The following is a 19,267-nucleotide window of genomic DNA, read 5'->3' as shown; positions in this document are numbered from 1 at the left end:
CCGACAATTGTAAATCAGAATAATTTTTGGGGTGTAGATAATGGATCTAGTTGAAAAGGCCCTGGATTACATAAAAACCAACGATGTTAAGTTTATAAGGTTCCAATTTGTGGATATCTTAGGTGCTCCTAAGAATGTAGCCTACCCTGTGAAACCTGGAGAGAAGGGTCTTGAAGAGTTGAGGGAGATACTTACAGAGGGAATACACTTCGACGGTTCCTCAATTAAGGGTTTTGTTCCAATAGAGCACTCTGATATGTTGTTAAAACCTGATCTCTCAACACTCTCTGTTTTGCCCTGGAGACCTACAGAGAAATCTGTAGCAAGAGTTATCTGTGACGTCTATACACCAGAAGGAAAGCCATTTGAAGGAGATCCAAGAAGTTGTTTAAAGAAGATAATGAATCAACTCAAAGAGGATCTAAATGGGGAGTATTTCGTAGGACCTGAACCAGAGTTTTTCTTAGTAAAACCAGATCCTCACAACCCACATAGGATGATCCCTGCTGACATTGGAGGATACTTCGATATGGAGCCTTTAGATGACGCCCCAGATATCAGAAGGGATATAGTATTGGCCCTAGAGAACCTTGGCTTCCACGTAGAGGCATCCCACCACGAGGTAGCACCAGGACAGCACGAGGTAGATTTCAAGTTTGATAACGCCCTGAAGACAGCAGACAGTGTCGTCACCTTCAAGACAACTATAAAGATGATAGCAAAGAAGTACGGATTAATGGCAACCTTTATGCCCAAACCATTCTACGGTATGAACGGTAACGGTATGCACTGCCACCAGAGTGTGTGGTTAGATGGAAAGCCTTCCTTCTACGATGAAAATGGACCATATCAGTTAAGTGAGACATGTTTAAGTTATATTGCAGGTATCTTGGAACATGCTAAGGCAATAGTTGCAATAACAAACCCAACAGTTAACTCCTACAAGAGGTTAGTACCAGGTTATGAAGCTCCTGTCAACATCGCCTGGGCAAATAAGAACAGAAGTGCGATAATTAGAGTGCCTGCAATAAGAGGTAAAGGTACAAGGATCGAGTTCAGGGCACCAGATCCATCCTGTAACCCATATTTAGCATTTACAGTAATGTTAGCAGCTGGATTAGATGGAATAAAGAAGAAGTTGACACCACCAGAACCTGTGGAGAGGAACATATTTACAATGAGTGATAAGGAGAAGAAGGAGTTAGGAATTGAATCTGTACCATCTAACTTAAAGGAAGCTCTTGAGGAGTTGGAAAACGATCCAGTCCTGAAGAAGGCACTTGGAGATCATATATACGAGCAATTTATGGAAATAAAAACTGCTGAGTGGGACAGTTTCAGAACTTCAGTTACAGACTGGGAGATTAAGACTTACCTGAGAATACTCTAATTATCTTTTATATTTTTTTATTTTTTAATTTTTATTGATAGTTATATATATAATTTTTATTAAGATTTCGAAAAGTTATTGTTAATTTAAAAAGTTTAATACAGTTATTACTTAGATTATTGATTTTAAAGGGGTGAAAGCGTTCTGTGATCCAGCGGTTGATGTATATATCCTTATTTGTAAGAAAACTCCAGTAGTTGGTAATTATAAAATATTCGTTGCTCATCCAGATTTTTCATAGAAAATTTAGCAACTAAGGTAAAGGAAGTTGGATTCCTATTTAGATATGAATACTCTAAAAGGTTCTAAAAGATCAAAATATCAAAAAAGTGGTTATAAGGATTGATAAAAAAATATCCTGCTATATATAGATCTAGATCTACAAGATGAAAAACCATTTCTACTTATTTTATATTGTACTAAAAACCTAAAAAATAAAATAGATTAAAATCTCTTCTAAATAAATATACGATTTCTATCGTTATTACAATAAAATTTTTTATATTTTTTTAATATTTTTTTAATAATTTTAATATTTTTTAGAATAACTTTACCAAAAAAAAGGGGTCCTATGGAACCTGTAGTTATTTTAGTAAATCCCAAGTATAGTGGAAACGTTGGAGCGATTGCTAGGTGTATGAAGAACTTTGAAGTAAGAGAGTTGAGGATAGTGGGGGATAGAGGTATCTTAGATAAAGAGGCCTACATAAGGTCAGTACATGCTAAAGATATTCTGGATAGAGCAGTATTCTATAACTCCCTAGAAGAAGCTATAGAAGATATTGATCTAGTAGTAGGTACCTCAGGAATAGTATCTGGAGATAGAAATTTAAAAAGAGTGCCTATTACACCTAAGGAGTTGGCAGAAAAACACTTAGGATTAAAGGGTAAAATGGGTTTGGTCTTTGGAAGAGAAGACGATGGACTAACTAACAGAGAACTCGATCTCTGTGATCTTTTCCTATCTATTCCTACGTCACCAGAGTATCCTGTAATGAATCTCTCCCATGCAGTGGCTGTAATACTCTACGAGTTGTATACCTTAAAACTTGAAAAGCCCTTTCCTGTAAAGATGAGGGAGGCCTCAAAACTTGAGAAGGATACCCTTATAAAGTTATTCGAGGACTTCGTAGATGCCAACGAGAATATCCCCGAGTACAGAAAAGAACTGTGTAAGGTGATCTTTAAAAGGATAATAAGTAGAGCGTTCATCAGTGGTAAGGAGGCTAATACCCTTATGTGTGCTTTTAGGAGTAAAAAAGTATAAAAGAATTACTTTCCAACAACCCTTGTGATCTTGTACCTTCCAACTGCTTCTATGTACTCCACCTCTACACCACTCTCAAGTCCTTCCACATCTTCAGGTATTGGAAGTTCTAAAGTCTCATATGTTTCTAGATCCATTATCTGTACAGTGTCTCCCATTATAGCTAAAACCTGTCCTTTTCTCCTGTCTATAATAGGGACCTCTACCTTTGAAGATGTTGGACCTACCAATTCCTTTTTAATTGGCTCGAAGATACCTATTGCAGTGATCCTAGCCTTTGCCCCTCCATGTTTTCCTGGTTTTGACTTTGTAATGCTTACAATTCTACATGGGACGTCGTCTATCATTATATACTGTCCCTCCTTTAGAGAACCTAACTCCACAGGCTTTGTTCCTGGCACTCTCTCACCCTGTTTTTTGATCTTTTTTAATCCTTTTTATTTTATATATTTTTTTAATAATAAGTTAGAAAAATACTCATTAATTACATAAACTATAATATAAAAACTTTTGCTATTATAATATAGGGAGTATTATCATATATAAGGTGATGGTATGTTAGTGAGAAACCCTGCAGTTGCAGGTATGTTCTACCCTTCAGATTCGAGAGAGTTGATAGAGATGATAGAGTACTGCTACTTACATGAGTTAGGACCTGGTTCCCTTCCAACAAGGGGAGTCTTTAAGAAACCAATAGGCTTAGTATGTCCCCATGCAGGGTACATATACTCTGGGCCTGTTGCAGCCCACTCTTACAAGGCTTTATCTTCTAAGGTGAGCGAAAATATTACAGTTGTGATCTTAGGACCTAATCACACAGGTTTAGGTTCTGGAGTTTCCACCATGAAGGGTATATGGAGGACTCCCTTAGGGGATGTAGAGACAGATGACGAGTTTGTAGAGATGCTATGGAGGGACTGTGATATCTTAGATTTAGATGAAACTGCCCATCTCAGGGAACACTCCATAGAGGTCCAGCTTCCTTTCTTACAGCATATAAGCATGTTGAACTCTGTGGATTTTAAAATTGTGCCTATATCTATGATGATGCAGGATTATGAAACTGCCATAGAAGTTGGATATGCTGTAGCAAAGGTATCTATAGAGTTGGACAGGAAGGTGGTAATAATAGCATCTACAGATTTCACCCACTACGAACCTCAAGATATAGCGACAAAGAAGGACGCCTTGGCAATAAGGGCTATACTAACTATGGATGAGAAGGAACTCTATACAACTGTAGTAAACAACAACATTACCATGTGTGGTTATGGACCTACCATGGCCATGTTGAGAGCCATGAAGGAACTTGGTGCAGAGGATGCTAAACTACTCACCTACTCCACTTCTGGAGATATCACCAAAGACTATTCCGCTGTTGTGGGATACGCTTCCTTGATAGTGGAGTAACAGTAAGGTAGTAGTAAATACCTGTTCAGTTTTTTACTTTTCTTTCTTCCTTATTGATAATTTTATAATTTGAATAGGGGTACTATGTTGATCAGACCTAGAAGACTTAGAAAGAATCATAAAATAAGAGACTTGGTTAGAGAAACCACTTTAAGTAAGAAGGATCTTATAATGCCTATCTTCGTAGATGAGAGGATAAAGAAGGGAAAGAAAGAAATACCTTCCATGCCTAACCAGTACAGGTTCAGTGTAGAATCTGCCATCGAGGAGTGTAGGAAGATAGCAGATTTAGGTATCCCTGGAGTTATACTATTTGGAATACCTAAGTATAAAGACGAATATGGGACCTCTGCTTATAAGAAAGATGGAGTAATTCAGAGGACTATAAGGGGAATAAAAGAGGAATTAGGAAATGAAATTCTTGTGATAGCAGATACCTGTCTATGTGAATATACAACCCATGGACACTGTGGTATCCTAAAAGATAATAAAGTATTAAACGATGAAACTATCGAGATCCTCTCTAAGATAGCATTATCCTACGCTGAAAGTGGTGTAGATGTTGTTGCACCTTCTGATATGATGGATGGAAGGGTTAAAGCCATAAGAGAAACCTTGGAAGAGAACAACTACCATGATGTATGTATCATGAGTTATGCTGTAAAGTATGCCTCAGCCTTCTACGGACCATTTAGGGATGCTGCAGAGAGTTCTCCCAGATACGGTTTAAAGGACAGAAAAACGTATCAGATGGATCCTGGGAATTGGAGAGAGGCTTTAAGGGAAATAGAGTTAGATATAGAAGAAGGAGCAGATATGATACTGATAAAACCTGGATTACCCTATTTAGACATTCTAAGGCTGGCTAAGGATAATTTCAATATACCTATCGGTAGTTACTGTGTAAGTGGGGAGTACTCCATGGTGGAATCTGCCGCTCAGAGAGGATGGATAAATAGAGTAGATGCTATAATGGAGATACTCCTCTGTATAAAGAGAGCTGGGGCAGATTTTATAATTACATATTGGGCTAAGGAAGTTTGCGAGTATATTAAGTAATAGTATTAATAAAGAGCTGTCAAAAAATAAAAACCCTATCTATCTAATTGTAAATTTTTAAAAAGTAAAATATATTATTTGGCTATCACTTAGGAGGAGTTATGAGGCTTTATCGGACTGGTGAAGTTGCAAAGAAACTTGGGAGTTTCAACAATGACAGTACGGCGTGGATCAAGGCGGGGAAAAATTCGTTTGAGGGTCCTGAAGATGTGGGGTCACCATTTTCCCTTAACGCCAGCCAATGAAGATAGAAGGCTGGAAGGTTATCCGCCATGATTAGTTTTATACGTTCTAAAGTAGTGGATAATCAGAACGGATCGGAGTTGTATAATTAAATTATTTTTTATCATCATTTTTATTATAATAATAATTTTTTAAATTATAATAATAAGTTATTTTGTAATACTACTTTTTTTCCATATACGAAGGAGTCTATATTAAATTTATGATATAAAAATTATTGGAGAGAGCATGAAGATAGACAACCTCTACCTAGTGAAGATAGGGGGAAGTTTGGCCTACGATATAAAACCACTTTTAAATATTCTGAAATCCTTTAGTAGTGAGGAAAATAAGATAGTTGTTGTACCTGGAGGGGGAATGTTTGCAGATTTGGTAAGAGATTTTGATAGAGATGTGAAGTTAAGTAATAAGGCGTCCCATAGGATGGCATTAATGGCCATGGATATGATGGGAGTCTATTTCTCCGATGTATCTCATATTAAAACTGTAGATAACCTCTACGATACCAAGGTTACATTACAAGATAAAGATATAGTTATATTACTACCATCTAAGATCGTACTTTCTACAGATGAACTTCCACACTCCTGGGAAGTTACTTCAGATTCCATAGCCCTCTATATTGCCAAACTTCTAAGGTTGAAGAAGGTTATAATAGTTACAGATGTTGATGGTATATATGATAGATATCCTGGGGGAAAACTGTTAAATATTATAAGTGCAAAATCCATTAGAGGTTTTACATCGGTGGATAGTTATCTACCAAAACTTTTAATAAGATATAAGATGGAGTGTATAGTAGTCAATGGAAAATATCCAGAGAGAGTTGTAAATGTCTTAAAGGGAGAAAAAGATATATATACTAAAATTACAGTAGACTAGTCAAACTAAAAATTTAAAAATATAGATAAGTCAAGGTGATAGGATGAAGTACATATGTATCTCCTGTAATGCAGAAATAGCACCTAGAGAACATGCTACAAGGTTTCCATGTCCAAACTGTGGAGAAGTTGAAATAGTAAGATGTGAAAGATGTAGAAAGTTAAGCAACCTCTATAAATGTCCTTCCTGTGGATTTGAAGGTCCATAAAGAAAAAGGTGAAGGTGTAAGTATGGGAACAGTTATTGCCAAGGTAAAGGTTATGCCTGTGAGTCCTGAAGTAGATAGGGAAAGTTTAAAGGAGAGGATAAAAAAAGCTGTAGAGAATATGGGGATAAAGTGTATAAATGTTTTAGAGGAACCTTTAGCTTTTGGACTTTATGCTATCTATGTCCTAGTAGAGATGGAAGAGAAAGAAGGAGGAACCGAACCTCTTGAAAAGGAGTTAAGTGGATTAAAAGATGTAGAGAGTGTAGAGGTTGTAGAGGTGTCTTTGGCCTGAAATCTATTTTAATAGATTTTAATAGAGAGACCTATTTAATAGAATAGAATTATTTATTCCATAACAATTTTTTAAAATATTATAACTTTCTATTAGGTTAGATCTATGATAAAGTATATAAAGAAGTTTAATGAAATGAAAGAGTTTGTAGATTTTTTAGAAAAAAGAGGATATACAATAAGAATACGTCATAAGGAAGATCTTATTTTGGAAATAGGTAGTAAGAAGCCTAACTATCTTCTGAAAAACACAGTGGGTAACCTTAGAATCTGTTATCTCAACACCTTAAAATTAATATTAAAGTTAGGCCTCTCAATAATAAAAGTTAAAGGTGAGAGGTATGGGGAAATTAAAGTATAAAATTGAGACAAATCCAAATAAAACTGCCAGGGCTATGGGCAGGGCTCTTAGGATATCCAGGAAACATGCTGTAGAGATATGTAGAGAAATAAACGGTATGAAACTTGATGAAGCTATGGGATATCTAAGGAGGGTAATTGAGTTGAAACAGCCAGTGCCATTTAAGAGACATGGAAAAGATGTTCCTCATAAGAAAGGTAAGTACGGCTGGGCTGCAGCAAGATATCCACAGAAGGCTGCGAGAGAGATATTGAAAGTTTTAGAGAGTGCTAAGAAGAATGCAGAGTATAAAGGATTGAATGTAGATAAACTCAGAATAAAACATATTTCTTCGAATAAGGGGTTTACTATAAAGAGATACATGCCAAGGGCTTATGGTAGAGCTACACCAAAGTTCCAGGAGACTGTACATATCCAGGTAATATTAGAGGAATACTAATAAAATAAAATAGGGTGAGGTGTATGATCGAGAGGGTGTTTGTAAAGGAACATGTTACTGAGGCACTTGTAGACGAGTATCTAAAGAATAGATTGACTAGGGCAGGATATAGTCATATGGAGATGAAAAAAACACCTATTGGAACGAGAATTATCATATACGCCGAGAAACCAGGTCTCGTAATTGGTAGAAAGGGTAGGCTTGTAAAAGAACTAACAGAAACAATTGCAAAGGAGTTTGGTGTAGTGAATCCACAGATAGAGGTAAAACAGGTTGAAAATCCTGATCTAGATCCTGCAATTGTTGCCCAAAAGATAGCTTCTGCCCTTGAAAGAGGTATGCACTTTAGGAGAGTTGCTCATGCGGCAGTTAGAAGGGTAATGGGGGCAGGAGCTAAAGGAGTTGTAGTAATTATCTCAGGTAAATTAACTGGGGAAAGAGCTAGGACTGAAAAGTTTATGGAGGGGTATATGAAACACTGTGGAGAGCCTTCTGAGGTTCTTGTTAGAAAGGCCCATAGAATAGCAAAGCTGAAGTTAGGAGTAATTGGAGTAACTGTAAAACTTGTACCTCCAGATGTTATACTACCTGATGAAGTCATTATAAAGGAGGAAGAAGGGGAAAAGAAAGGGGAAATAAGTGAAGTTGAAGAATAGTAAAGAGGTGAAAGTATGGCAATACTGAGACCTCAAGAAATCAGGGAGATGAGTATCTCTGAGATGAAGGAGAAGCTGATGGAGTTGAAGAGAGAACTCCTTAAGGAGTACACCAATAAGGCTACCAGTGGAGCTCCTTCAAATCCAGGTAGGATGAGGGAGATAAGGAGAACTATAGCAAGGATATACACCATTATGAATGAAAAGAGAAGGGAATATAGTAAACAATAAAAGTTATAACTAGAAACCTTGCCCTTTTGGGATGGAAAAGTTTAAATAAAAGTTTAAATATATGACTTTACCAATAATTAAGGCGGTTCTGATAAAACCCTAATATTATTAGTCCGACGGATAACGAGTTCGTCAAAACGGAAAGTTATGAAGTCTTAAACTTCTCCATGAGGCCGGAACTACAAAGGTCGGCTGAATGGAGGAAGCTCCGTCCTTTAAGGGCGGGATAACTCACATACATAATTATTGATTTATAATGTATAAAAAACATTAATAAATTAGAGGTGCAGTAATGCCCGAGATCTGTCCAAGGTGTGGGCTACCTAAGGAACTATGTGTATGTGAGGAAATTGCTAAGGAGGAACAAAAAATAAAAATTTACGTTACAAAGAGAAGGTTTGGAAAGTTAATGACTATTATAGAAGGTATAGATACAGATCTGATAGATATAAAAGATCTTGCAAAGAAGTTAAAGGATTTCTGTGCATGTGGAGGGACGGTAAAGAAAGATTCCATAGAACTCCAGGGAGATCAGAGAAAGAGAGTAGAGGAAGCACTTATCAAGATGGGTTTCTCCAAAGATACTATTGAGATCAGATAACTATGATAACGCCTTACAACATACTTAGACATGAGCTAATAGGGTTGGATGTAGAGATCGTGGAGGCATCCAACCCGTCATTGGTAGGTATAAAAGGTAGAGTTGTTGATGAGACGAGAAATACCCTTATTATAGAGAAATACAACGGTAAGGAAATAATTATACCTAAGGATGTTGCAGTGTTTAAATTTAAATTGAAAGATAAGTATGTCAAAGTTATAGGTAGTCTCTTAATAGGTAGGCCTGAGGATAGATTGAAGAAGAAAATTAAAAATATCTATCCTTATTAACACTGTTTTTATTATTTGGACGAAACTTTTAAATACTTTTTAGTATTATCTCTAAAAGGTTAATTTTTCATATTCTAATCTTTCTTTTACTTATAGATATAATATTTATATACTATTTATTCTATCTATTCTCAAAAATCAAAGGATGGAGGTAGTACTATGACAAAGACGAGAAATATAGGTATAGATGTTAAGTATCCAGAAAATACCTGTGATGATCCTCACTGTCCATTCCATGGTAAGTTATCTGTGAGGGGACAGATATTTGAAGGTGTTGTAGTAAGTGATAGAGCACATAAAACTGTTGTAGTTAAAAGGGAGATTATTAGATATATACCAAAGTATGAAAGGTATGAAAAGAGAACCAGTAAAATAGTTGCTCACAATCCTCCATGTATCCATGCAAAGGTTGGAGATAAAGTAAGAATTGCAGAGTGTAGGCCTCTCAGCAAGACTAAGGCCTTTGTAGTTATCGAGAAGATAGAAGAGGGAGAATAAGGTGATACTATGAAAGGTATTGGTTCAAAGATAACTAGGGCTCTACCAACTGGAGCTAGAGTTATATGTGCAGATAACACTGGAGCAAAGGAGTTGGAAATTATTGCAGTTAAGAACTACAAAGGTGTTGCAAGGAGACTACCTTCTGCAGGAGTAGGTAGTATGGTTGTTGTCTCGGTTAAAAAAGGAACTCCCGAGATGAGGAAACAGGTACTACCAGCTATAATAATTAGACAGAGGAAGGAGTACAGGAGACCAGATGGTACTAGGATTAAATTTGAAGATAACGCCGCTGTAATAGTTACTCCAGATGGAAACCCAAAGGGTTCAGAGATAAAGGGTCCTGTTGCAAAAGAGGCTGCCGAGAGGTGGCCTGGTATAGCAAGACTGGCTAGAATAATAGTATAAAATTATAAAATTAAGGGTGGATAGAAATGGTAGCCCTGACAAGATCTAAACAGCCAAGAAAACAGAGGAAGGCGTTATTCAACGCACCCCTTCATAGAAGACACCAGATAATGTCTGCAATGCTTTCAAAGGAGCTGAAGGAGAAGTATAAGAAAAATGCACTCCCTGTAAGGAAAGGGGATGTTGTAAGGATAATGAGAGGAGATTTTAAAAATGTTGAAGGAAAGGTTTTAAAGGTTGATTACAAGTCCTATAAGATACATGTAGAGGGAGCTTTTATCAAGAAGCAGAATGGTAAGGAAGTGCCCTACCCAATACATCCATCTAATGTAATGATAATAAAGTTAGATGAGTCAGATGAGAGGAGGTTCAAATTCTTAGAGAGGATAGATAAAAAATAGAGAGGTGTAAATAATGGCAAGTAAAGGAGGTAAGAAGCATTTGAAAAGATTACCTGCTCCGGCAAAGTGGAAACTTCCAAGGAAAGTTAAAAAGTTCGTCACTAAACCTATTCCAGGTCCACATTCCATAGAGAATTCTTTACCCCTTCAATTGATAATAAGAGATGTGTTAGGTTATGCAGATAACGGGAGAGAGGCTAAGAAGATTATTAAGATGGGTAAAATATTAGTTGATGGAGTTGTAAGGAAGGAACATAGATTCCCTGTTGGGTTGATGGATATACTCTCCATTCCCGATACCAAAGAAGATTTCTTAGTTCTATTCGATAAAAAAGGTAGAATTACCTTAAAGGAAACAGATAGAAAGGATATAAAGTTATGTAGAATTAAGAACAAGACTGTTATAAAAGGAGGACATATTCAGTTAAACCTCCACGACGGTAGGAACCATATTATATACGTTTCGGATCCAACTAAGGCTGAAGAAGACGTCTATAAAACTGGGGATACTGTAATACTCGCTATCCCAGAGCAAAAATTACTAGGTCATATTCCATTTGAAGAAGGTAAGTTAGCCTACATTACAGGAGGTAAGAATATCGGTGAAATTGCAAGGATAGTAAGTATAGAGAAAAGGAAACTCCATCCCGACATAGTAACACTTGAAACAAAGGATGGAGAAAAGTTCAAAACTATCAAAGATTACGTATTTGTAGTAGGTGATGAGGAACCTGTTCTATCTGCATTGAAAAACCTATAAATAGGTGAAAGGGATGTCACACTTGGAGTTATGGGAAAAACAGCCCATGCGTAAACCCAGAATTGAGAAGGTTACTGTTAATATGGGAGTAGGGGAAAGTGGAGATAGGCTATTAAAAGGGGAAAAGGTACTTGAGGAACTTACTGGACAGAAACCTGTTAGAACTCGTGCTAAACAGACAAACCCTGCATTTGGTATAAGGAAGAAACTTCCAATAGGGTTAAAAGTTACACTTAGGGGTAAGAAGGCCGAGGAATTCTTAAAAAATGCATTTATTGCATTTAAAACTGCTGGAAAAACCTTATATTCTTACTCCTTTGATGAATGTGGTAACTTCTCCTTCGGTATCCCCGAACATATCGACTTTCCAGGACAGAAGTACGATCCCGAGATCGGTATCTTTGGAATGGATGTATGTGTAACTCTTGAAAAACCCGGTTACAGGGTTAAAAGAAGAAGGATTAGAAGGAGTAAAATTCCAAAAAGACATCATGTAAAGAAGGAAGAAGCTATTGAGTATATAAGAACAACATTTAACATCGATATAGTTGAAGAAGAATAAGGAGGTGAAAATATGGCAAAGGTACAGGAAAAGAAGAGGTCGAGTCACAGAGTATGTAGGAGATGTGGAAGGGAAGGTAGAGGTATAATTAGGAAGTACGGGTTAAATCTATGTAGGCAGTGTTTTAGAGAGTTAGCTCCAAAGTTAGGATTTAAAAAACTTGATTAAAAAATTTAGGAGGTATAAACATGAGCCTGATGGATCCCCTTGCAAATGCTTTAAATCACCTCTCCAACTGTGAGAGGGTGGGAAAAAAGGTAGTGTATATAAAACCAGCCTCTAAGTTGATAGGTAGAGTATTAAAGGTTATGCAGGATAACGGTTATATTGGGAACTTTGAGTATATAGAGGACGGTAGAGGAGGAATATACAAGGTAGAGTTAATAGGACAGATAAACAAGTGTGGTGCAATTAAACCAAGATACGCTGTTAAAAAGAATGAATTTGAAAAATTTGAAAAAAGATACCTCCCTGCAAAGGGGTTCGGTCTCTTAATTGTAAGTACTCCTCAGGGATTGATGACTCATGAAGAGGCCAAGGCAAAGGGCATTGGTGGTAGACTGATTTCTTACGTCTATTAAACTCTTTCTATGAATAATTACAATAAAATTTATAATAAAAAATAAAAATTTAAAGGAGATAGTATGCCAGTTGCTGCAGTTATTAGAGAGGAGATTGAGATACCAGATAACGTATCTGTAGAGATCAGTGGTGATGAAGTTATAGTAAAATCTGGAGATAAGGAATTAAGGAGGGTGCTCTCGTATCCCAATGTCACTATAAAGAAAGAAGGGAACAAGATAGTTGTAGAGAGTCTATTCCCAAGGAAAAAACATGCTGCTATGGTGGGGACTTTTGTAGCCCATATTAAAAACATGATAAAGGGAGTAACAGAAGGGTTTGAATACAGGTTAAAGATAAGGTATTCTCACTTCCCTATGAAGGTTACAGTTAAAGGTGATGAAGTAATAATAGACAATTTCTTAGGTGAGAAACATCCAAGGAGGGCAAAAATATTAGAGGGAGTAACAGTTAAGATCAGTGGTGAAGATATAATTGTAAGAGGGATAGACAAGGAGAAGACTGGACAAACTGCTGCAAACATTGAACAAGCTACAAGGATCAAGGGAAGAGATATTAGGGTATTCCAAGATGGTATCTATATAGTAGAGAAGGCTGGAAAAACGATTTAAGGTGATCCTATGAGTAAGAAGAGACTTCTAAGGTTGAGATCTAAGATGAAACAGAAGAGGCCTGAATTTAGGAGACAGGAGTGGCACAGGTATAAGAGATTAGGTACCTGTTGGAGAAGGCCTAAGGGATTACAGAGTAGTATGAGAAAACAGTTGAAAGGTAGACCTGCCATAGTTAAGATAGGTTACAGATCTCCAGCTGCAGTTAGGGGATTACATCCATCAGGACTTGAGGATGTCCTAGTACACAACGTAAAGGAGTTGGAAGAGTTAGATCCTAAAACTCAGGGGGCGAGGATAGCTTCTACAGTAGGTAAGAGGAAGAAGATCGAGATAGTAAAGAGGGCTCAGGAGTTAGGTATAAAGATATTGAACCTATCAGAGGAAAAAATTAGGGAGTTACTTAACTACAACAAGGAAGATAAAGATGAATGTGAAAGTGATGAAGGTGAAAGTAAGGAATAATTAGGTGATAGTATGGACGTATCAACCCAGAGAAGGATGGCTGCTGATATACTGGACTGTGGTATCGATAGGGTATGGATAGATCCTGAACAGTTAGATAGGGTTAAGATGGCTATTACAAAGGACGATATCAGACAGTTGATTAAGGAAGGTGTAATAGTTAAAAAACAGAAAAAGGGTATAAGTAGTGCAAGAGCTAAGAAGTTGAAGGAGCAGAAGAAGAAAGGTAGGAGGAGAGGTCCTGGTTCAAGGAAAGGTGCAAAAGGTGCCAGAACACCTCAGAAGAGGAAGTGGATAAATACAATAAGACCCTTGAGGAGGATGTTGAGAGAACTTAGAGACAGTGGTATGATAGACAGGAGTACCTACAGAATGCTGTATAGGAAGGCTAAAGGTGGTGCCTTCAGAAGTAGAAGCCACCTCAGGTTGTATCTAGAGGAACACGGACTGTTGAAGGCAAAGGAGTAAAAATAAGAAGGAGGGGAAAATATGGCACATGGTGCTAAGTACAGGGTTCCCTTTAGAAGGAGAAGGGAGGGAAAAACAGATTATAGGAAGAGGTTAAAACTGCTGCTCTCAAAAAAACCTAGACTTGTAGTTAGAAAATCCTTAAATAACATAATAGCCCAGATCGTAGAGTATGACGAAAAGGGAGATAGAGTTGTAGTCTCAGCCCATACAAGGGAGCTTTTAAAATTGGGATACAAGGGACACCGTGGAAACCTACCTGCGGCCTATCTGGTAGGACTCCTCATTGGTAAAAAGGCACTTAAGAGAGGATACAGGGAGGCCATCTTGGATATAGGACTACACAGAGCTACAAGAGGAGGGGCGGTTTTCGCAGTGCTTAAAGGTGCCCTGGATGCTGGAATGGATATACCACATGGAGAGAGTATTCTCCCAGATGAGGATAGGATAAGGGGAGAACACATTAAAAGGTATGCCTTGATGTTAAAGGAGGAAAACGAAGAAAAGTATAGGAGACAGTTTTCGAAGTATCTGGAAAAGGGATTACTTCCAGAGAATTTACCTGAACACTTTGAAGAGATTAAGGAAAAGATAGAAAAATTAGAGGTTTAAAAGGTGAAAGGTATGAGTATGGATAGAAGGAAGTTTAACTTGGAGGCCTGGGAACCTAAAACCCAGGTAGGAAGAATGGTGAAGGAAGGTGAAATTACAGATATCGACTATATATTAGATAAGGGACTACCTATCTTGGAGCCTGAGATAGTGGATGCCCTCCTTCCAGATATAACAGAAGATGTTATAGATGTAACCTTAGTCCAGAGAATGCACAAGTCAGGTAGGAGGGCGAGGTTCAGGGCTACAGTGGTAGTAGGTAATAAGAATGGATACGTTGGAGTAGGTATGGGGAAGGCTAAGGAGGTAGGACCTGCAATTAGAAAGGCAATTGCCCAGGCGAAGTTGTCTATAATCAGAGTTAAAAAGGGATGTGGATCCTGGGAATGTGGATGTGGAAGGCCTCACTCTATTCCATACGCTGTAAGGGGTAGATGTTCCAGTGTTAAAATAGAGATACTCCCTGCTCCAAGGGGAGTAGGACTTGTTGCAGGAGATGTGGCTAAAACTGTACTTAGATTGGCAGGTATAAAGGATGTTTGGACAAAAACCTTTGGAGATACAAGGACAACATACAACTTCGCCATGGCTACCTTTGACGCCCTTAACAAGTTGAACCGTGTTAGATACCTGCAAAAACATAAGGAAATTCTTGGTATTGCAGAGGGGAGGACATTTTAAGGTGATAACATGGCCTATGCAGTTGTACGAGTTAGGGGTAGGGTAGGTGTTAGAAGGGATATAAGTGATACCCTTAAGATGTTAAGACTCCACAAGGTAAACCACTGTGTAGTAATACCAGAGACTGACACCTACAAAGGTATGCTCCGAAAGGTTAAGGACTATGTAACTTACGGAGAGATAGATAAAGATACTCTTATAAAGTTGATCCTCAAGAGGGGAAGATTACCTGGAGATAAGAGAGTGGATGGGGAGAAGATAAAAGAGTTAATGGGGATGTCTGTTGAGGAGTTGGCCGAAAAGATAATAAAGGGAGAGATACTTCTAAAAAACACACCTTTAAAACCTGTGTTTAGACTTCATCCTCCAAGAAAGGGATACGACAAGAAAGGTATAAAGAAACCTTTCTCAGTAGGGGGTGCCTTAGGATACAGGGGTAAGGAGATAAACAAACTGTTAGAGAGGATGATGTAAAAAGGTGATAAAATGATAAGAAAACGTAGAAAGATTAGAAAGTTAAGAGGTAGTAGAACCTGTGGATACGGATCCCACAAGAAACACAGGGGAGCTGGAAACAGAGGAGGTAGAGGAATGGCAGGAGGACATAAACACAAGTGGATCCACGTTGTAAAGTATATGCCAGATCACTTTGGAAAGTATGGATTTACAAGACATCCATCCCTAGTAAAGAACTTGAAAACTATAAACCTTGGAGAGATCGATGAACTTGTACATAAGAACAGAGATAAGTTCAAAGTAGAGGATGGAAAGGTCGTAGTAGATGTAACAGAACTTAACTACGAGAAAGTTTTAGGAAGGGGTAAGATATCCTGTCCAATGATAATAAAGGCACTGGAGTTCTCAGAGAAGGCTAAAGAAAAAATAGAGGCTGCAGGTGGAGAGGCTATCGAGTTGTAATTATTTTTTATTTTAATAATTTTATAATTATTATTTGTATAATCATAAAAATAATCATTAAAACTAGGGGAATTAAAATATCGGTGATATCTTGGAAGAATACCTCCATAAAATAAGACCTATTTTAGAGTATATCCCAGAGGTTAAGAGGCCTGAGAGAGATATTCCCTTTAAAGAGAAATTAAAATGGACTGGGATAGTTCTGATCCTGTACTTCATTATGGGATCTATAGATCTCTATACTGGAGGTGCCCAGATACCTCCAATATTCGAGTTCTGGCAGACAGTAACTGCTTCTAAGATGGGTACTTTGATTACATTGGGTATTGGTCCTATTGTTACTGCAGGAATAATAATGCAGTTGTTAGTGGGATCTGAAGTTATAAAGTTGGACCTCTCCCAGCCTGAAAACAGAGCTCTATTTCAAGGTTTGCAAAAGTTACTTGCCATATTTTTGTGTTTCTTTGAAGGTGTCCTATTCGTTGGTGCAGGAGCCTTTGGACCTCTATCCCCTGTAATGGCCCTAATACTTATCCTCCAACTTGCCATAGGTGCAATACTCTTGATATATCTAGATGAAGTCGTCTCAAGGTACGGAATAGGTTCAGGTATAGGGCTCTTCATTGCAGCAGGTGTATCTCAGACCATATTCGTTGGTGCCTTGGGACCAGAGGGATACCTCTGGAAGTTCATAGATGCTATGGTCCAAGGAGCGCTTGGGGCGGCGTTGGAGTTCATACTTCCTATAATAGGTACTATAGTGGTGTTCCTCGTTGTCGTATATGCAGAATGTTTAAGGGTAGAAATACCTCTTGCCCATGGTAGAATAAGGGGTGCTGTAGGTAAGTATCCCATAAGGTTCGTATACGTATCTAACATCCCCGTTATATTTACTGCAGCCCTATTTGCAAATATCCAACTCTGGGGTATGTTTCTGGCGAAGATGGGATTCCCCATACTGGGACATTTTGTAGAAGGAAGGGCTGTAGATGGTATAGCCTACTACTTTACAACACCTTACGGTTTATCAAGTGTACTATCTGATCCTATACATGCCATAGTATATGCCATTCTTATGGTTGTATTCTGTATAATATTTGGGATATTTTGGGTGGAGACTTCTGGTTTAGATGCTAAATCCATGGCCAGGAGGCTAGGAAATCTCAACATGGCTATAAAGGGGTTTAGAAAGAGTACAAAAGCCATTGAACAGAGATTAAAAAGATATATAATGCCAATTACTGTAATGAGTTCAGCCTTCATCGGATTACTGGCAGCAGGGGCAGATTTTACAGGAGCTCTTGGAAGAGGTACAGGAGTATTACTTACAGTCTCAATAGTGTACAGGATGTACGAGCAGATCCTTCAGGAACAGATTTCCGAGTTGCACCCTATACTTTCAAAGTTTTTGAAAAGATAATTTTTGTTCTTTTTTACGTAACAACTTGAAGATCGATAATTAAGACTATCTTTTAAATTTTATAAAAAAATAAAATAGGTTTAGTGCAAATACATCTTTCTTTTAGTTCTATATTTACTTTATAATAATTAATTATAAAAATAAGAAAAGGTTTTAAAAAAATAAAAAAATAATAAACCCAAATACAAGATTTTAAAAGAAGACAGTCGATATTACAGTAAGATTCACAATATTTGTCTCAGTATTCAGAAACCATCTTCGCTATTTATTTAATGGCTTTATTTATTATTCTTTAACCATACATTACATTAAGTGCCGGTATAGTTATACCACTTCCCTTCTTCTTCTTTATCTTCTCTACAGCATTTATGAAGTCCTCCATTGTAACATGGTCTCTCTTATTCCTAATTGCAAACATACCAGCCTCGGTACACACTGCCTTTAGATCTGCACCAACGAATCCCTCTGTCATCTTCGCAATCTTAGTTAGATCTACGTCCTTGGATAAGTTCATCTTTCTCGTATGTATTTTCAGTATATCTAACCTACCTTCTTCCCCTGGTGCGGGTATCTCTATTATTCTATCGAATCTACCAGGTCTCAGGATTGCAGGATCTAATATATCTAGCCTGTTTGTAGCAGCGATGATCTTTACATCTCCCCTGGAGTCGAAACCATCCATTTCAGCGAGAAGTTGCATAAGGGTTCTCTGCACCTCCCTGTCTCCCCCTGTCAGTGCCTCTGTTCTTCTACTTGCTATAGCATCTATCTCATCTATGAATATGATAGATGGAGCCTTCTCCCTTGCCAGTTTAAATACATCTTTTACAAGTTTAGCTCCCTCTCCTATGAACTTTTTCACAAGTTCTGATCCTACAATCTTAATAAATGTTGCATTGGTCTCATGAGCTACAGCCTTTGCAAGGAGTGTCTTACCTGTTCCTGGTGGTCCATAGAGTAGTACTCCCTTAGGTGGTTCTATACCTACCTTTTCAAAGAGTTCGGGATGGGTCAATGGGAGTTCAACAACCTCTCTGATCTCCCTTATCTGTTCATCCAAACCGCCGATGTCATCAAAGGATACCTGTGGTCTCTCATCAATCTCCATGGCCATGGCCCTGTAATCTTTCTCTCTTGGGAGCACATCTACAATAACGAGGGTCTGCTGATTTAGACAGACTCTTGCTCCAGGTACTACCTCTTTCTCATCTACGAACTGGGAAATGTTTACTAAGAAACTTGGACCTGTTGAACTCTTTACAACAGCTTTTCTATTTCCTACTCTGTCAGTCACAGTTCCTAGTATTAAAGGGGGCACTCTAAGTTTATCCAACTCTCTCTTTAATATCTCATTTTCCTTTTTTAATTGTAAGTTCTCCCTCTGGAGGTTTTTATTCTCCAGTTCCATCTTTAATATTTTACTCTCCAATTCCGCAATGTAGGTTTTTTCAAATTCTTTTACAGGATCTACGTTGTTGTTGTTTTTCTCTTCAACATCTTCATTTTCATAACTTGGGAATATCATATTTATACCTCCTGATGAATTGGTAAAT

Annotated in this window: 30 protein-coding genes; 28 read left to right on the top strand and 2 right to left on the bottom strand. The window is 37.7% G+C overall.

Going from position 1 to position 19,267, the window contains the following annotated elements:
* Positions 1–40 precede the first annotated feature (40 nt).
* Positions 41–1,390 (top strand): type I glutamate--ammonia ligase, encoded by a 1,350-nt coding sequence (gene glnA, locus MHHB_RS01110; RefSeq protein WP_131006776.1) that lies wholly within the window; start codon positions 41–43, stop codon positions 1,388–1,390.
* A 571-nt stretch (positions 1,391–1,961) separates the two neighbouring features.
* Entirely contained in the window at positions 1,962–2,657 is a 696-nt protein-coding gene (locus tag MHHB_RS01105; RefSeq protein WP_131006775.1) for a TrmJ/YjtD family RNA methyltransferase, read from the top strand.
* A gap of 5 nt (positions 2,658–2,662) precedes the next feature.
* On the opposite strand, the gene MHHB_RS01100 is transcribed toward MHHB_RS01105, so the two are convergent.
* A complete protein-coding gene (locus MHHB_RS01100; protein ID WP_131006774.1) occupies positions 2,663–3,058 on the bottom strand; it encodes a translation initiation factor IF-5A in 396 nt (131 codons plus the stop codon).
* Positions 3,059–3,212: 154 nt separating this feature from the next.
* Here MHHB_RS01100 and amrB point away from each other — a divergent pair, with 154 nt between their 5' ends.
* From amrB to secY, 26 genes are all read left to right on the top strand, one after another.
* Positions 3,213–4,067, top strand: a complete 855-nt coding sequence (amrB, locus tag MHHB_RS01095) for an AmmeMemoRadiSam system protein B (protein ID WP_131006773.1) — start codon at positions 3,213–3,215, stop codon at positions 4,065–4,067.
* 84 nt (positions 4,068–4,151) lie between these two features.
* Positions 4,152–5,126 carry a porphobilinogen synthase gene (gene hemB / locus MHHB_RS01090; protein ID WP_131006772.1) on the top strand — a complete coding sequence of 325 codons (975 nt, stop codon included), beginning with the start codon at positions 4,152–4,154 and terminating at the stop codon, positions 5,124–5,126.
* Between the two features lie 471 nt (positions 5,127–5,597).
* Positions 5,598–6,251 (top strand): [5-(aminomethyl)furan-3-yl]methyl phosphate kinase, encoded by a 654-nt coding sequence (gene mfnE, locus MHHB_RS01085; RefSeq protein WP_192893786.1) that lies wholly within the window; start codon positions 5,598–5,600, stop codon positions 6,249–6,251.
* Positions 6,252–6,294: 43 nt separating this feature from the next.
* Positions 6,295–6,459, top strand: coding sequence for a zinc finger domain-containing protein (locus tag MHHB_RS01080; RefSeq protein ID WP_131006771.1), 165 nt, complete (start codon positions 6,295–6,297; stop codon positions 6,457–6,459).
* Positions 6,460–6,481: 22 nt separating this feature from the next.
* On the top strand, positions 6,482–6,751 hold the full coding sequence (locus tag MHHB_RS01075) for an elongation factor 1-beta (protein WP_131006770.1): 270 nt from the start codon (positions 6,482–6,484) through the stop codon (positions 6,749–6,751).
* Positions 6,752–6,856: 105 nt separating this feature from the next.
* A complete protein-coding gene (locus MHHB_RS01070; protein WP_131006769.1) occupies positions 6,857–7,111 on the top strand; it encodes a hypothetical protein in 255 nt (84 codons plus the stop codon).
* Positions 7,092–7,550 carry a 50S ribosomal protein L22 gene (locus MHHB_RS01065; RefSeq protein ID WP_131006768.1) on the top strand — a complete coding sequence of 153 codons (459 nt, stop codon included), beginning with the start codon at positions 7,092–7,094 and terminating at the stop codon, positions 7,548–7,550. Before MHHB_RS01070 ends, MHHB_RS01065 begins: the two co-directional genes overlap by 20 nt.
* 23 nt (positions 7,551–7,573) lie before the next feature.
* Complete coding sequence (locus MHHB_RS01060; RefSeq protein WP_131006767.1) at positions 7,574–8,206, top strand: 30S ribosomal protein S3; 633 nt, start codon at positions 7,574–7,576, stop codon at positions 8,204–8,206.
* A gap of 15 nt (positions 8,207–8,221) precedes the next feature.
* Positions 8,222–8,437 carry a 50S ribosomal protein L29 gene (gene rpmC / locus MHHB_RS01055; RefSeq protein ID WP_131006766.1) on the top strand — a complete coding sequence of 72 codons (216 nt, stop codon included), beginning with the start codon at positions 8,222–8,224 and terminating at the stop codon, positions 8,435–8,437.
* A gap of 292 nt (positions 8,438–8,729) precedes the next feature.
* Positions 8,730–9,038 (top strand): stress response translation initiation inhibitor YciH, encoded by a 309-nt coding sequence (gene yciH / locus MHHB_RS01050; protein ID WP_131006765.1) that lies wholly within the window; start codon positions 8,730–8,732, stop codon positions 9,036–9,038.
* A 2-nt stretch (positions 9,039–9,040) separates the two neighbouring features.
* Positions 9,041–9,328, top strand: coding sequence for a ribonuclease P protein component 1 (rnp1, locus tag MHHB_RS01045; protein ID WP_131006764.1), 288 nt, complete (start codon positions 9,041–9,043; stop codon positions 9,326–9,328).
* Between the two features lie 159 nt (positions 9,329–9,487).
* A complete protein-coding gene (locus MHHB_RS01040) occupies positions 9,488–9,826 on the top strand; it encodes a 30S ribosomal protein S17 (RefSeq protein ID WP_131006763.1) in 339 nt (112 codons plus the stop codon).
* A 9-nt stretch (positions 9,827–9,835) separates the two neighbouring features.
* On the top strand, positions 9,836–10,234 hold the full coding sequence (locus MHHB_RS01035; RefSeq protein ID WP_131006762.1) for a 50S ribosomal protein L14: 399 nt from the start codon (positions 9,836–9,838) through the stop codon (positions 10,232–10,234).
* A 26-nt stretch (positions 10,235–10,260) separates the two neighbouring features.
* Positions 10,261–10,635 carry a 50S ribosomal protein L24 gene (gene rplX / locus MHHB_RS01030; protein WP_131006761.1) on the top strand — a complete coding sequence of 125 codons (375 nt, stop codon included), beginning with the start codon at positions 10,261–10,263 and terminating at the stop codon, positions 10,633–10,635.
* Between the two features lie 13 nt (positions 10,636–10,648).
* A complete protein-coding gene (locus tag MHHB_RS01025) occupies positions 10,649–11,395 on the top strand; it encodes a 30S ribosomal protein S4e (protein WP_131006760.1) in 747 nt (248 codons plus the stop codon).
* A gap of 13 nt (positions 11,396–11,408) precedes the next feature.
* A complete protein-coding gene (locus MHHB_RS01020; RefSeq protein ID WP_131006759.1) occupies positions 11,409–11,957 on the top strand; it encodes a 50S ribosomal protein L5 in 549 nt (182 codons plus the stop codon).
* 12 nt (positions 11,958–11,969) lie between these two features.
* Entirely contained in the window at positions 11,970–12,125 is a 156-nt protein-coding gene (locus tag MHHB_RS01015; RefSeq protein ID WP_131006758.1) for a 30S ribosomal protein S14, read from the top strand.
* A 20-nt stretch (positions 12,126–12,145) separates the two neighbouring features.
* A complete protein-coding gene (locus MHHB_RS01010; RefSeq protein ID WP_131006757.1) occupies positions 12,146–12,538 on the top strand; it encodes a 30S ribosomal protein S8 in 393 nt (130 codons plus the stop codon).
* A 63-nt stretch (positions 12,539–12,601) separates the two neighbouring features.
* On the top strand, positions 12,602–13,150 hold the full coding sequence (locus tag MHHB_RS01005; RefSeq protein ID WP_131006756.1) for a 50S ribosomal protein L6: 549 nt from the start codon (positions 12,602–12,604) through the stop codon (positions 13,148–13,150).
* A gap of 9 nt (positions 13,151–13,159) precedes the next feature.
* Positions 13,160–13,615 carry a 50S ribosomal protein L32e gene (locus MHHB_RS01000; protein ID WP_131006755.1) on the top strand — a complete coding sequence of 152 codons (456 nt, stop codon included), beginning with the start codon at positions 13,160–13,162 and terminating at the stop codon, positions 13,613–13,615.
* Positions 13,616–13,627: 12 nt separating this feature from the next.
* Positions 13,628–14,083: a 50S ribosomal protein L19e gene (locus MHHB_RS00995; RefSeq protein ID WP_131006754.1), complete on the top strand. Its 456-nt coding sequence runs from the start codon at positions 13,628–13,630 to the stop codon at positions 14,081–14,083.
* Between the two features lie 21 nt (positions 14,084–14,104).
* Complete coding sequence (locus tag MHHB_RS00990; RefSeq protein ID WP_131006753.1) at positions 14,105–14,695, top strand: 50S ribosomal protein L18; 591 nt, start codon at positions 14,105–14,107, stop codon at positions 14,693–14,695.
* Between the two features lie 18 nt (positions 14,696–14,713).
* Positions 14,714–15,376 carry a 30S ribosomal protein S5 gene (gene rpsE / locus MHHB_RS00985; protein WP_394342765.1) on the top strand — a complete coding sequence of 221 codons (663 nt, stop codon included), beginning with the start codon at positions 14,714–14,716 and terminating at the stop codon, positions 15,374–15,376.
* A gap of 9 nt (positions 15,377–15,385) precedes the next feature.
* The gene (gene rpmD, locus MHHB_RS00980) at positions 15,386–15,850 is read left to right on the top strand and encodes a 50S ribosomal protein L30 (RefSeq protein WP_131006751.1); all 465 of its coding nucleotides are present in this window, start codon (positions 15,386–15,388) and stop codon (positions 15,848–15,850) included.
* Positions 15,851–15,862: 12 nt separating this feature from the next.
* Positions 15,863–16,294: an uL15 family ribosomal protein gene (locus MHHB_RS00975; protein ID WP_131006750.1), complete on the top strand. Its 432-nt coding sequence runs from the start codon at positions 15,863–15,865 to the stop codon at positions 16,292–16,294.
* A gap of 91 nt (positions 16,295–16,385) precedes the next feature.
* Complete coding sequence (gene secY, locus MHHB_RS00970; RefSeq protein WP_131006749.1) at positions 16,386–17,714, top strand: preprotein translocase subunit SecY; 1,329 nt, start codon at positions 16,386–16,388, stop codon at positions 17,712–17,714.
* 292 nt (positions 17,715–18,006) lie between these two features.
* On the opposite strand, the gene MHHB_RS00965 is transcribed toward secY, so the two are convergent.
* Positions 18,007–19,239 carry a proteasome-activating nucleotidase gene (locus MHHB_RS00965; protein ID WP_131006748.1) on the bottom strand — a complete coding sequence of 411 codons (1,233 nt, stop codon included), beginning with the start codon at positions 19,237–19,239 and terminating at the stop codon, positions 18,007–18,009.
* Positions 19,240–19,267 lie beyond the last annotated feature (28 nt).

Source organism: Methanofervidicoccus abyssi, assembly GCF_004310395.1.
Taxonomy (GTDB): Archaea; AGJL01; Methanococci; order Methanococcales; family Methanococcaceae; genus Methanofervidicoccus; species Methanofervidicoccus abyssi.
The sequence above is the reverse complement of the archived record's forward strand: the minus strand, read 5'-3'. Positions and strand labels throughout refer to the sequence as shown.